We start from the raw sequence: 12,591 nt of genomic DNA on the forward strand, positions 1-12,591 counted from the left end.
CAAAAACACCAATCAATCCACAAATTAAATAAATAGAATTATGAACTACACCTATTTGCCCGGCGTTTAAGCCATTATCTATCAATTTTCTAAAGATAAATCCTATAAGGAGAAGGGACGCGGAAACACTTAGCAATGATATTAATACTATCAATAAACTCTTTATGTGCCCGACTAAATAGAAACTTAATTCTTTGATGTTGCCGCTCATTGATTAGCTAACCTTTTATTTCTATTTGTAATTCATATGACAGTACCTGATATAATTCTGCTCCAGTACGAGATTTCCATTGCTCTCCTTGTAGAGCAAAATGATATGGTCCACTGATCGGTGAAGATAACCATATTTCTTTAGAGGCACTTTGTTTGTTTATAACATAGGTACCACTCTCATTTGAGAAAGTAAGGATTCCATCATTGAGATCCAGATCAAATCTACATTCTTGATCGTTATCTTCAATAGTTGTGGCTATTTTATTTATAATTCTTTCAACTTCAATTGCAAAATCTAAATCTTTCATTGTTCTTTAATTTATTTTTAAAAATTATCTAAAAATTTGTGGCTTATGTTTAATTATGGTTAAAACCATCGACGTCTCAGGATGACTTTTGAAACATCAGACAAATTTATCCTCTCACTAGTAATTTAATCTTGTGAATTCCTTTGTAACCAAGATATATTGCTATTCTTTCAATCATTAGTTCTTGCTGATAGGCAATTTCCATTGAAATGCTTGAGCTATCAACAACTACCTGCAAAATATTTATTTGTTTCCCGCCTTCTCTAATTGTAGTAATCTTTAATGGATTCGACTGAGTGCTATACTTAACACCAACAATTTTTCCCCAATTTACAATTAACTCGGCTAAAATTGGATTTTGCCTTTTATAAATACTATAAATAAGTTTATTTACGTCGTTAACTATAGGTCTCATAATATTTCTAAATTACTGACCTAATTAGAGTAATTAATACAACAATAAGTGCTCCAATTATTGAAATGATTGGATAATATATAGAGCCAATCGAAAGGATCATTAGCAACAAATTACATTTTATTATACGTTTTACTACTCTTTTATGGCTATGTCCTTTGCGTACTGATTTTTGGAAAAAATGTTGCAAGTGAGGCTCCCATATTCTCTCTCTTTTAACAATCCTGACTAAAATAGTTAAACCACCGTCAGCAATATAATAAAGTGAAGCAATAACACAGGCAGCAAATAGTTTAGCACTTGCTGAAGCCACTGTTAGCAAACATACTCCGATTAAAAAACCTATGCTGATACTTCCTGTATCACCTAAAAATATTTTTGCTGGTTGCCAGTTAAAATAAAAAAATCCTATCGACCATCCCAATATGATAGTAGTAATAATAATAACCATGTCAACATTTGGAATGATGTCGTAGCTAAGAAAACAAAGAATTATAATAGTAATTGATAAATGCATGGTTTCGCTGACAGTTATACCATCAATACCATCAAGAAAATTATATAAATTCAAAAAAGTAAGTAAAGCAAAGGCGGCTATCGTTAAATCTAAATAAATAGGAATTCCATAACTAAGTACTACGCTTGGATGAACAAGCCACATAATTGCTAAGAAAGAGCATAGTACGTGTATAATCAATCTTATGGGAATCATTACATGAGATATATCATCCCAAAATGACACCAGGCTGATCGGAAGAAATATTTGCAATATAGTATATGAACGTTCAAATTGCCCAAACATACAATATTCAAATAAAGGTAGGAACATTCCGAAAGTAATAACAAATGCTATGCCACCACCACGTGGAGTTTCTTTGTTGTGAACTCTTCTTGCACTTGGTGCATCAACCATTCCGTATTTTGGGAGTAGATTGATAAGTAGCTTCGTCAGTAAGTAAGAGGCGGTTGTTGAAACGGTGCCCAAAATAAGAAGACTTGATATATAGTAAGTCATAATAGCATATTTGATTTAAAACTATAATAGTTATCACTGCTTATAATAACATGATCATGGACAGTTACATTAATCATATTACAAGCATTAATAATTTGGGTAGTTAAATCAATATCAGATTTTGAGGGCTTGGTATTACCACTTGGATGGTTATGAACTAAAATAATCGCCCCAGCTTCATGGAACAGAGATTTCTTGACAATTTCTCTAGGGTAAACGGGCGTTTGGTCTATAGTGCCACTAGCAACAACTTCATCAGCAATAAGAATATTTTTTTTATTTAAAAATAAAACCCTAAATTGTTCTATTTTTAGACAACCCATATTAAATTTTAGATAATCAAGCAATGCACTCCAGGAGCTTATAATGTTTTTTTCTTTGACCTCGCTCTGAAAAATACGATTCAAAAGCTCTTTGAGTAAACGGAGCTGTAAGTATGTAGGTTCCTTAGCTTCATCTACGGCAAAAATCTTATCTTTTTCGGCATTAATTAGTTGGTTAAAGTTCCCAAATTTTTGTAACAATTCTTTGGCCAGAGGCTTAACATCTCTTCTTGGTACTGCCTGAAAGAGAAGCAATTCTAATAATTCATAGTCATTGACGCTAGAAGGGTCTGAATTTAAAAATTTTTCCTTCAGCCTCTTGCGATGCCCCAAATAATGTGGTTGTTTGTTATCTTCTTTATTTTCCTGATGCATATGGCGGATATAGAAGATTTGTTGGTGATAGTGTAAAAATTTCTACCCCATCTTTGGTTACACCTACTGTGTGCTCAAATTGCGCAGAAAGGGACTTGTCTCTAGTTGTTACCGTCCAATTATCAAACTTACTCAAAATAGTTTCTGCTCTGCCAGCGTTTAGCATAGGCTCAATAGTGAAAAACATTCCTTCTTGGAGTAAAGCGCCAGTCCCAGGTTTTCCATAATGGAGTACTGTTGGCTCGTCATGAAAAACTCTCCCAATTCCATGACCGGTATAATCACGAACCACTGAATAATTATGTTTTTGTGCATATTGCTGGATCGCGTGACCAACATCACCAAGGCGTATACCAGGTTTTACCATCTCGATACCAATCATCATCGATTCGTAAGTAACTTGTATAAGTCGTTTTTGCTTAATGCCCGCATCGCCTACATAGAACATACGACTAGTATCCCCATGCCAACCATCTAATATAACTGTTACATCGATATTTATTATATCGCCATTTTTTAGCTTTTTATCAGATGGTATACCGTGACACACAACATGATTAATCGAAGTACAAATCGACTTTGGAAATCCTTTGTAATTAAGCGGAGCTGGGATAGCGCCGTTAGTAATAATAAACTCATGACATAAATCATTCAAGCGGTCAGTAGTAACTCCAGGAATAACAAATCCAGTTATGTAATCAAGGGTGCGTGCAGCAAGCATGCCAGCCGAGCGCATCTTCTTGAAATCATCTTCCTTATGGATTTTTATTGTCATTATTTAGTCTGCAATATTTGTAATTTACCATCAATCCAATGCCCTTGTGCCCATTGATGACCATCGACGTAACTATTTTGCCAGCCATACCCTCTAGCATCCCAAACATAGCAAAACCCTGTTTGTATAGCTGGGTTTTCACTTATATGTTCTAAAGTAGCACGAATTGCTTTGATTTGTAATGGAAAATCAGTAGATCCGTTTGAATGTTTAGGTAAACTACTACCGTAAACATTTGGCGTATTAGTCGCCATTTCTATCGAACGAAAACCGAATTCACTAAAAATGATTGGCTTTGAATTAGGAATCCACGAGGTTTTATAGCTTTCGCCTTTTTCTGAATCCCATGCCCAGTGATCACTTGATTGCCAGTACCCTATGTTTTTCCATCTATTATAGTCCTGATCAATTATAATCTGGGTTGAATCTTGGTAAAAATAATCCCATCCTTCGCTACTAGTGAAACCATTTTTAATGCTTTCTAGTGTAATTTGTTGATTATCAACGTCAGTTAGTGGCATATAATAATCTATACCAACAAAATTAATGTTTTGATCACTCCATAAAGTATCTAATGGTCTATAACCACCTTTGCAATGAAGATATTCACTCCAATTGGCCGCATAACTAATTTGTACTTTTTCGCCTACTATTGACCTAACATTAGCAGCTAATCCACAAAGGTTATTTACAAATGGAAAATTTCTCTCTTCCCCTTTTATTACTGTAAGTCCCTCAAGCTCCGATCCTATATAGAACATATCAACTTTATCTCGAAGCAAAAAAGCATAATGCATAACAAATGGTTGGTACTGATTTGTATAAAACATTTCAACTTGCTCAGCACTGCCAGTAATGTATCCGCGCCAATCTTTACTTTCGTTATCAACCATTAAAAATGGATAAAACGCCACCTTCTTCCCTTGCTCTTTCAGGGCGTTTACAAATTTTAACACTTCTTCATCAGGCATGGTACCACCATATCTTATGGTTGATGGGTCATAAGAATTTTTTCTAGCAATAGCATGGGCGTTATTACGATCATAGCTACTTACTAGCCAGGAATCTTCTTTTATCTCATCTCTTCTTTTCTCGCTCCCAGGCTTAATTTTAGCGCTACTAATGTCCAAGCTATCAATAAACCAAGAAACAGGTATTCCAACCCACTCTAAGTTAGGTAAAGTTTTGCAAATTTCTTCTATTGACCGAATACTCAGGGACCCCTCACCACAACCAGGTCCCATAATTACAGCTGTCATATGCTCAGAAACATAATCCATATCTTGTTGATGATCTATAGAAATATCCCCAAGTATTGCCTTTGCCATAAGTATGTTATCTATTTAATTTTTCTTTCAATAACTCATTAACCATTGTAGGGCTTGCTTTACCACCTGTTCTTTGCATTACTTGACCAACAAAAAATCCAAAAAGCTTATCTTTTCCACTTCGGTAAGCTTCAACAGAATCTTGGTTTGCAGCTATTACTTCGTCAATAATTGGTTCAATGGAAGCACGATCAGAAACTTGTGTCAGCCCCTGATCTTTAACAATTTTTTCGGCCGTTTCGCCACTTAAAAACATTTCCTCAAAAACTGTTTTGGCGATTTTTCCTGAAATAGTGCCGTCTTCTATCATGTCAACCATAGAACGAAGCATTTCTGGCGTAATCTTACACTGAGCCAACGTCATTGAACTTTTGTTTAATTTGCCGAATAATTCACTAGTAATCCAATTTGCAACGGTTTTTGCATTTGTACCAAGGCTGGCTTGTTCAAAATAAATTGCAGTTTCCTCATCAGCAACTAGAACTTCTGCGTCATATTTACTTAAGTTCAGCTGTGCTACGTAGCGTTGAGTTTTAGCCTCCGGTAATTCTGGTAACTCTGCTCTCATTTTTTCAATAAGCTCATCATCTATGACTACAGGAAGCAAATCTGGATCTGGGAAATAACGGTAATCATTTGCATCTTCTTTACTGCGCATTGTTCTGGTTTGCCCAGTGGTTGCATCGAATAATCTTGTTTCCTGATCAACCTTTCCACCGCTTTCCAGTAACTCTACTTGGCGCATTGCTTCGTATTCAATAGCTTTGACTATATTTTTAACAGAATTAACGTTCTTAATTTCGCATCTTGTGCCTAACTCTTCGCCTGGTCTGCGCACTGAAATATTTGCATCGCAACGCATTGAGCCTTGATCCATGTTGCCATCACAAGAACCGACATACCGTAACAAACTTCTAAGCTTTTTGACATACTCAGAGGCTTCATATGGAGAATTCATGTCAGGTTCAGATACTATCTCCATCAGAGCGATACCTGAGCGATTTAGATCAATCAAGCTATAATCTGGATGTTGATCGTGTATGCTTTTACCGGCGTCTTGTTCTAGATGGATACGATTAATTCTAATCCTTTTTTCCGAACCATCTTCAAGTGTAATATATAAATGGCCATTTTGCACAATTGGCAGATAAAACTGGGAGATTTGATATCCTTGTGGTAAATCCGCGTAAAAGTAATTTTTTCGGTCAAAGATCGAAATTTTATTTATTTCGGCATTGATTCCTAAACCAGTTTTTACTGCTTGTTCTACGCAGTACCTATTCAAAACAGGCAACATACCAGGCATAGCTGCGTCAATAAGTGATACCTGGGTATTTGGCTCGGCGCCAAAATCAGTTGCTGTTTGTGAAAATAATTTTGCTTTTGAAGATACTTGAGCATGGACTTCTAAGCCTATTACATATTCCCACTCTCCTGTATTTCCGGTGATATATGCCATTAGAAACCTCCTGGTGTGAAATCGGTATTAACCATTGCTCTTTCAATTACTGCCATTGATCTGATCAGATTGTACTCATCGAATGCGGGTGCTATTAATTGCATTCCTAGGGGCAACCCTTCGGACGAGAGTGCTGATGGAACAGATGCACATGGCAAACCAGCAAGACTAGCTGGAATAGTAAATATATCATTTAAATACATAGTAAGCGGATCAGTTTGATTTTCATTTATACCAAAAGCTGCTGTCGGCGAAGAAGGTAGTAAAATTACGTCTACCTTTTCATAGGCGGCCTTAAAATCATTTGCTATTAAACGACGTATTTTTTGAGCTTTTAAGTAATAAGCATCCATTTTACTTGAAGAAAGTACATAAGTACCAATAATGATACGTCTCTTTACCTCATCGCCAAATCCTTCTGTTCTGGTAAGAGTATACATTTCATCAAGGGACTTGCAGTCTTTTTCGGTTCTATGGCCGTAGCGAACCCCATCATATCTTGACAAATTCGATGAAGCCTCTGCGGGTGCAATGACATAATAAACGGGCAGGGCGTACTTGGCATGAGGAAGTGAGATATTAACTATCTCGGCTCCTTCTGCTCTCATCATTTCAATAGAATTTTGCCACATTTTGATTATTTCGCTATTGACCCCACTTATTTCCATTAAATCTCTTGGAATACCAATGCGCATTCCTTTTACGGATTTTGTTGAAGCCGATACAAGTTCTGGAACATCTTTGTTGATCGAAGTTGAATCTTTTTCATCATACCCCATCATCCCCTCAAGCATCAAAGCTGCATCATTTACAGTTCTGGTAAAAATACCGGCTTGATCAAGGGAGCTAGAGAAAGCCACCATACCCCATCTTGAGCATCTGCCATATGTAGGTTTTACTCCAACGGTACCGGTAAAAGCTGCTGGCTGTCTGATTGAACCGCCTGTATCGCTTCCGAGAGCGGCCATGGCGCTAAAACTACTGACTGCTGCAGCTGATCCTCCAGAAGATCCGCCCGGAACCAGGTCTTGGGTATTATTTTTTGATTTCCATGGGCTGATTACGTTGCCAAAATAGCTTGTAGTACTAGATGAGCCCATTGCGAACTCATCCATATTTGTTTTACCAATCATAATTGTTCCATGATCAGCAATATTTTTGCTAATTGTTGATTCATATGTTGGAACGAAGTTATGAAGTATTTTTGATGCAGCAGTAGTTCTGATGCCATTAGTGCAAAACAGGTCCTTTACAGCAACTGGGATTCCTTCTAGCTTACGATTAGATCCTTCTTGGTAATTTTGATCAGCCTTTTTTGCTAGCTTTCTTGCATGTTCGAAAGTTTCGGTAATATACGCATTAAGATTTTTATATTTTTCTGCTTGGGCTATATGAGCATTAATGAGCTCAGTTGATGTAAATTTTTTTGATTCTAAACCTTTTAGTGATTCAGTTATGGATAGCTTTATCAATTCTTTCATATTATTCAACCACCTTTGGGACAACAAAACATTTTATTTCACGAGCCAAATCAGCTTGGCTACTTGGAACATTTTTAAATAAATCTTCAGAAAGATCTGGTACATCTACGATATCTGGGCGCATTCTTTGGTAAATTTCGGATACAGATCTTAGCGGCTCAATATTTTCGCATTCAACCTCATGAATTTGATTGATCATGCCAAGAATATTTCCAAGCTTATCAGAAAGGATTTTGGCTTCATCGTTAGAAAAACTTAGTCTTGCAAGTTTTTGCAATTTTTTTTGTTCTATGTCACTTATCATAGCTGATTCTCATCACATTAAATTATTTATAAAAGCCTGTATTTATTTGTAAAGTCATCCCGGACTCGATACCGGAGTCTCCTTCTGTCTATATTAAGATAGATCCTGAATTTAAGTTCAAGATGACAGAATGTTATGTTGTCATCCCGGGTTTGACCCGGGATCTTCTTTCTCTACCTTAGATCAGAGGTCGAGAATAAGTGGACGCAAAAGCTTCAATCAAGTTTGGGACGACTTGTCCGCGGCATTGTTTTATTATCTAGCTTTTTTCTTTTTTCTCTTAGTCCCATCTGTAGTTTTATTAAATCTACCTATATTTTTGACAAATTTTTGAACACCATTCTGCTGAGTGCCATAAGTCTGCGTATACGAGCTCTGTGTGGAGATCTCTTCATTTTGACTGTCGCTCAAGAGTCCAGCCTCTTGAACCTTGTCGCCATTAAACACTACTTTTACTATACGTTGTTTTATCACTTTAGGATTAAACCAGGCCCTCTTGGCTAGTGAGCGTTGAATATAGTACCACGTATTTTTAGAATAATCTGGTACATATGTTGGAGTTCCAATAAGTTCAACCAACTGAGTTTTATTTGGCAGTTGTGAATTTATTTGCTTTATCGCCTCGTCACTTACGAACTGTCCGCGAACGTCTATAGACTGGCAACCAGCTAGTAGTATAAGGAAAATCAAGGATATTAGTTTGGGGAAATGTGTCATAAATGGTATTTATATAAAAATATTATGGATTTTGTAGATGAAATATAGTATACTGCGCCTCTGTTTGACAAATACTTTTTTTAAATACTGACAACAAAAAGTCTATTGAGGGATAAATCATGGCAGTTCCAAAGAAAAAAACATCTAAATCAAAGCGTAATATGAGACGCTCACATGATGCGCTTAGCAGAATCAATGTTATAATAGACAAAGACACTGGTGAGTACAGATTACCACATCGTATGGATCCAAGCAACGGTTCATACAACAATCGTCAAGTTGTTGTAGAAAAAGTTGAAGTTGATACGGTAGAGTAGTAACTCATATGGCCTCAAAAATTATTGGTTGTGGAGGCTATCTACCAGAAAAAGTTTTAACTAATGATGATCTAGCTAAATTTATTGATACTAGTGATGAATGGATTAGAACAAGAACTGGGATTCGTCAGCGACATATTGCTGCTGAAGGCGAGTTCACTTCACATATGGCTCATAAAGCGGCGCTTGCCGCAATAAAAGATGCTAACATTAATTCTAAAGACATAGACCTTATTGTTGTTTGTAGCAACACTCCTGACAATAGTTTTCCGGGCATAGCTAATAAGCTGCAAGGGTATCTGGACCTTGGTCAGGTCCCTTCTTTCGATATACAAGCAATTTGTTCTGGGTTTATATACGGTATTCATGTAGTGGACAGCATGATAAAATCAGGTAAATATAAGACTGTTTTACTCGTGTGTGCTGATAAAATGTCTGCTCTTCTTGACTGGCAGGACCGTTCAACTTGTGTGCTTTTTGGTGATGGAGCTGGTGCAGTAATTTTGCAGCATTGTGATTCAAATGCTGGTGTTATCGATAGTAATATTTACTCTGATGGGTCAATGTACGATATACTTTACACTGACGGTGGCGTGAGTACGAATGGCAAAAGCGGCAGAGTCCAAATGAAAGGGCAAGAAGTGTTCAGGCGCGCGATTGAAAAAATGTCTGAATCAGTCAAGCAGTTGCTTGAGGTAAACGGAATGAGTTTATCCGATATTGATCATCTAGTTCCTCATCAGGCTAACTTAAGGATAATTGATAGCATTGCTGCTCGGCTTGATATTGATAGTAATAAAATAGTAACTACTATTGAAAGGCATGCAAATTGTTCGGCTGCTTCGATTCCTCTTGCGTTATCAGAATTAAAATCGTTGAAGGGCATAAAACCAGGTAAAATTGTTGTGTTCACTGCTTTTGGCGCGGGGGCAACTTGGGGAGCTGCAATTGTAAGATGGTAACTTATACCAAGCGAATTTATTTAGTAAATTAATCCTGAAGCAGGGATAGTTAATTTTAGAGCGTCGCCTCGCGCAGTTTAGGTTGATAGTGAGTACAGACGAGACTCGCTAAATTGGGTGGCTCTATGTTAAGAAACTATAAAAATTGATGGGGATAGTATGCATAAGGTCTCTACCATTACTAAAGAAAAAATTGCTGAGAAGTTAAAAGCCCAGCTTGGTTTATCTCTCTCTTTATGTGAAGAAATCACCTTATATGTTTTTGCAGAAATTTTAAATCTTGCCAAAAAAGATCAGAAAGTTGTGTTGCAGAATTTTGGTACTTGGAAGATTAACCATAAAAAAACCCGACCAGGATTTAATATTCACACTGGTAATCCTGTGTCTATTGCTCCAAGAACTGTGCTACGATTTAATCCTTCAAGGTCGTTTAAGGATAAGGTCAACAATTATGACAGTTGAGAAGAAATATTTCTCTATCGCAGAAGTTGCTGAGTTTACTGGTTTAACTACCCACAAGCTTCGTTACGTCGAGAAAGTTGATCAGAACCTTTCTATAATAAAAATGCGAGGCAGAAGATATTATACGAAAGATAGTATCAATTACCTTAAGAAAAACTATTCAATAAACTCTGATACTGATGACTATATTAGTATTGAATTGGACAAAGTTGATTTGGGGGGTAAGCGTCCGGAATCTAAGTTTGTAGTGGAAGGTGCTAGTTCTCAAGCTGCTTTGGCTTCTAATGTTAATCCTAGCGATAACTATAAAACTACTCTCCCGCATCAACTGGATCTCGGTATTAAATCTTCTAGTACCAATTCTTCAGCTGAGCAGGAAGCTAATGAAGCCATTCATTTGAATAGCATAAATAAGAATACAAATCAGGTTGCAAAATCAACTGCACAGATTTTTACAGAAATAGAATTCCAACAAATATCAATTATTTCTAGAATAGATCAGTTACTTAATAAACTATACAAGCTTGTAGATAAAGCTAACAATCTGAGTTTGAAATAAGGAATTGCTGATGAGTTATGTCAATCAAAGGTGTAAATAGTGAAGTAACTGCTGACACTTTCAAAGTCTGTCTTGCTTGCTAATGGCCTTCATAGTACATAAATCTAAGGCTTGTTCTTTTTTAAACGAATCATCATTTACAGATATTACCGAGCGTGTTATGTTGATGACATTAATTAATAATTTAGCTTGAAAATGGGATGTCAATTTCGCGAATCTCAGTAGTATGCGCCCGTAGAAATCTCTAGCTAGGCTTTTGTAGTTGCTTTAAAAGTGTGTGATAATTAAATCTGGAATAAATAATGATAGATAAAAAGATGAAAGATAAGGATATAGGCAAGAAATTTGCAAAAGACCTGAAACAAGTTCAGGATCAATATATAGATTATCCTTATCCACTACGTAATCCCGAAGATGAAAAAACACGAATAATTCTTGTCGGAAACTTCTATTTAGGTGAGATAAATCACTGGGTTTTTGGTGGGAAAGAGAGTTTTCAGGATAATTTTAGGATTTTAGTTGCTGGGGCTGGCACAGGAGATGCTGTTATTTGTTATGCTGAACAATTAAAAAATACTAATGCTGAGATTGTATATTTAGATTTCAGCAAAGCTAGTATGGCTATAGCGCAGGAAAGAGCAAAAATTAGGGGTTTGAAAAATATAAAGTGGGTTAATGATAGTATTTTAAATATTCCGAACTTGAAGCTTGGCACATTTGACTATATTAACTGTATTGGAGTGCTGCACCATCTTGAATCACCTGAGCTTGGTTTAAAAATTTTGAAAGATTCTCTTTCTACTAAAGGTGGTATGGATCTTATGGTGTATGCTCACTATGGTAGAACCGGTGTATACCATATACAAAAATTGATGCAAATGGTTAATAATGGTGTTACTTCTCGCACAGAAGAGGTAAAAAATGGCTGGGCTGTAATGACCAGTTTACCTGCTACAAATTGGTACAATCTCGGTAGTAATTCGCCCTCAGATCATATTCTTTTTGGGGTCTGTCCATCTAAGTGTGTAAATTCCTTATAGGTTATATAATCAATTAATATAACTAAGAGGAATAAAATATGACTAAAAACACTATCAATAATAAGAATAATGAAGCTATATCCGCAGCGATAGATTTACTGGTAAGTAAAGAAGTAGATCTATCGAATGTTTTAAGCAAAGGCGGGTTATTGAAACAACTAACAAAACGTCTTGTGGAAAAAGCTTTACAGGCAGAGATGAATAATCATCTAGGTTATGACAGATACGATCGTATTATCACTTCTAATAACGCCCGTAACGGTGTATCTCAAAAGAATCTAATCACTGATAATGGCCTTATTACAATAGACGTTCCAAGGGATAGAGATGCTGAGTTTGAACCTGCAATCATTCCCAAAAGAAAAACAAGAATTGAAGGTTTAGATCAAAAAATTCTATCCTTATACGCCAAAGGAATGAGTCTATCAGATATTAAACTTCAGATTCAGGAACTATACGGGGCTGACATTAGCGAAAGCCTTGTTAGTAGAATTACTGATGATGTCATGGACGATGTTAAAGCTTGGCAAGGCAGGCC

At 36.3% G+C, this 12,591-nt stretch carries 15 protein-coding genes and 2 pseudogenes; 6 read left to right on the forward strand and 11 right to left on the reverse strand.

What is annotated here, in order from left to right; translation table 11 throughout:
* The 11 genes and pseudogenes from Megvenef_RS03325 to bamE form a co-directional block, all read right to left on the reverse strand.
* Window positions 1-211, reverse strand: a pseudogene (locus Megvenef_RS03325) (ABC transporter ATP-binding protein); the annotation flags it as partial.
* A 7-nt stretch (window positions 212-218) separates the two neighbouring features.
* Window positions 219-521 (reverse strand): iron donor protein CyaY, encoded by a 303-nt coding sequence (gene cyaY / locus Megvenef_RS03330; RefSeq protein ID WP_322776578.1) that lies wholly within the window; start codon window positions 519-521, stop codon window positions 219-221.
* A 106-nt stretch (window positions 522-627) separates the two neighbouring features.
* Complete coding sequence (locus Megvenef_RS03335) at window positions 628-936, reverse strand: DciA family protein (protein WP_322776579.1); 309 nt, start codon at window positions 934-936, stop codon at window positions 628-630.
* 7 nt (window positions 937-943) lie between these two features.
* Window positions 944-1,849, reverse strand: a complete 906-nt coding sequence (locus Megvenef_RS03340) for an MraY family glycosyltransferase (protein ID WP_322776580.1) — start codon at window positions 1,847-1,849, stop codon at window positions 944-946.
* A 98-nt stretch (window positions 1,850-1,947) separates the two neighbouring features.
* Complete coding sequence (gene radC / locus Megvenef_RS03345) at window positions 1,948-2,649, reverse strand: RadC family protein (RefSeq protein WP_322776581.1); 702 nt, start codon at window positions 2,647-2,649, stop codon at window positions 1,948-1,950.
* A complete protein-coding gene (gene map, locus Megvenef_RS03350; protein ID WP_322776582.1) occupies window positions 2,633-3,424 on the reverse strand; it encodes a type I methionyl aminopeptidase in 792 nt (263 codons plus the stop codon). Before map ends, radC begins: the two co-directional genes overlap by 17 nt.
* Entirely contained in the window at window positions 3,424-4,752 is a 1,329-nt protein-coding gene (locus Megvenef_RS03355; protein ID WP_322776583.1) for a baseplate megatron protein TIM-barrel domain-containing protein, read from the reverse strand. Before Megvenef_RS03355 ends, map begins: the two co-directional genes overlap by 1 nt.
* A 7-nt stretch (window positions 4,753-4,759) precedes the next feature.
* Entirely contained in the window at window positions 4,760-6,211 is a 1,452-nt protein-coding gene (gatB, locus tag Megvenef_RS03360; RefSeq protein ID WP_322776584.1) for an Asp-tRNA(Asn)/Glu-tRNA(Gln) amidotransferase subunit GatB, read from the reverse strand.
* On the reverse strand, window positions 6,211-7,692 hold the full coding sequence (gene gatA, locus Megvenef_RS03365) for an Asp-tRNA(Asn)/Glu-tRNA(Gln) amidotransferase subunit GatA (protein ID WP_322776585.1): 1,482 nt from the start codon (window positions 7,690-7,692) through the stop codon (window positions 6,211-6,213). Before gatA ends, gatB begins: the two co-directional genes overlap by 1 nt.
* 1 nt (window position 7,693) lies before the next feature.
* Window positions 7,694-7,996, reverse strand: a complete 303-nt coding sequence (gene gatC / locus Megvenef_RS03370) for an Asp-tRNA(Asn)/Glu-tRNA(Gln) amidotransferase subunit GatC (RefSeq protein WP_322776586.1) — start codon at window positions 7,994-7,996, stop codon at window positions 7,694-7,696.
* A gap of 255 nt (window positions 7,997-8,251) precedes the next feature.
* Window positions 8,252-8,713 carry an outer membrane protein assembly factor BamE domain-containing protein gene (bamE, locus tag Megvenef_RS03375; protein WP_322776587.1) on the reverse strand — a complete coding sequence of 154 codons (462 nt, stop codon included), beginning with the start codon at window positions 8,711-8,713 and terminating at the stop codon, window positions 8,252-8,254.
* A gap of 119 nt (window positions 8,714-8,832) precedes the next feature.
* On the opposite strand from bamE, the gene rpmF reads away from it, so the two are divergent.
* From rpmF to Megvenef_RS03405, 6 genes and pseudogenes are all read left to right on the forward strand, one after another.
* Window positions 8,833-9,030, forward strand: a complete 198-nt coding sequence (gene rpmF, locus Megvenef_RS03380) for a 50S ribosomal protein L32 (protein ID WP_322776588.1) — start codon at window positions 8,833-8,835, stop codon at window positions 9,028-9,030.
* An 8-nt stretch (window positions 9,031-9,038) separates the two neighbouring features.
* Entirely contained in the window at window positions 9,039-9,992 is a 954-nt protein-coding gene (locus Megvenef_RS03385) for a beta-ketoacyl-ACP synthase III (protein ID WP_322776589.1), read from the forward strand.
* A 159-nt stretch (window positions 9,993-10,151) separates the two neighbouring features.
* Complete coding sequence (locus Megvenef_RS03390) at window positions 10,152-10,454, forward strand: HU family DNA-binding protein (RefSeq protein WP_322776590.1); 303 nt, start codon at window positions 10,152-10,154, stop codon at window positions 10,452-10,454.
* A complete protein-coding gene (locus Megvenef_RS03395; RefSeq protein ID WP_322776591.1) occupies window positions 10,444-11,013 on the forward strand; it encodes a MerR family transcriptional regulator in 570 nt (189 codons plus the stop codon). Before Megvenef_RS03390 ends, Megvenef_RS03395 begins: the two co-directional genes overlap by 11 nt.
* A 302-nt stretch (window positions 11,014-11,315) precedes the next feature.
* A pseudogene (locus Megvenef_RS03400) lies at window positions 11,316-12,020 on the forward strand (class I SAM-dependent methyltransferase); the annotation flags it as partial.
* A gap of 71 nt (window positions 12,021-12,091) precedes the next feature.
* The coding region (locus Megvenef_RS03405; protein WP_322776251.1) for a transposase at window positions 12,092-12,591 on the forward strand (500 nt) is incomplete at its 3' end.

The organism is Candidatus Megaera venefica, from assembly GCF_034554655.1.
Lineage (GTDB): Bacteria > Pseudomonadota > Alphaproteobacteria > Rickettsiales > Rickettsiaceae > Megaera_A > Megaera_A venefica.

Coding starts and splice junctions, on each gene's coding strand:
- radC (WP_322776581.1), bottom strand. CDS start 2,649: ATGCATCAGGAAAATAAAGAAGATAACAAACAACCACATTATTTGGGG.
- cyaY (WP_322776578.1), bottom strand. CDS start 521: ATGAAAGATTTAGATTTTGCAATTGAAGTTGAAAGAATTATAAATAAA.
- gatA (WP_322776585.1), bottom strand. CDS start 7,692: ATGAAAGAATTGATAAAGCTATCCATAACTGAATCACTAAAAGGTTTA.
- Megvenef_RS03390 (WP_322776590.1), top strand. CDS start 10,152: ATGCATAAGGTCTCTACCATTACTAAAGAAAAAATTGCTGAGAAGTTA.
- gatC (WP_322776586.1), bottom strand. CDS start 7,996: ATGATAAGTGACATAGAACAAAAAAAATTGCAAAAACTTGCAAGACTA.
- Megvenef_RS03335 (WP_322776579.1), bottom strand. CDS start 936: ATGAGACCTATAGTTAACGACGTAAATAAACTTATTTATAGTATTTAT.
- map (WP_322776582.1), bottom strand. CDS start 3,424: ATGACAATAAAAATCCATAAGGAAGATGATTTCAAGAAGATGCGCTCG.
- rpmF (WP_322776588.1), top strand. CDS start 8,833: ATGGCAGTTCCAAAGAAAAAAACATCTAAATCAAAGCGTAATATGAGA.
- Megvenef_RS03340 (WP_322776580.1), bottom strand. CDS start 1,849: ATGGTTGATGCACCAAGTGCAAGAAGAGTTCACAACAAAGAAACTCCA.
- gatB (WP_322776584.1), bottom strand. CDS start 6,211: ATGGCATATATCACCGGAAATACAGGAGAGTGGGAATATGTAATAGGC.
- Megvenef_RS03395 (WP_322776591.1), top strand. CDS start 10,444: ATGACAGTTGAGAAGAAATATTTCTCTATCGCAGAAGTTGCTGAGTTT.
- Megvenef_RS03385 (WP_322776589.1), top strand. CDS start 9,039: ATGGCCTCAAAAATTATTGGTTGTGGAGGCTATCTACCAGAAAAAGTT.
- Megvenef_RS03355 (WP_322776583.1), bottom strand. CDS start 4,752: ATGGCAAAGGCAATACTTGGGGATATTTCTATAGATCATCAACAAGAT.
- bamE (WP_322776587.1), bottom strand. CDS start 8,713: ATGACACATTTCCCCAAACTAATATCCTTGATTTTCCTTATACTACTA.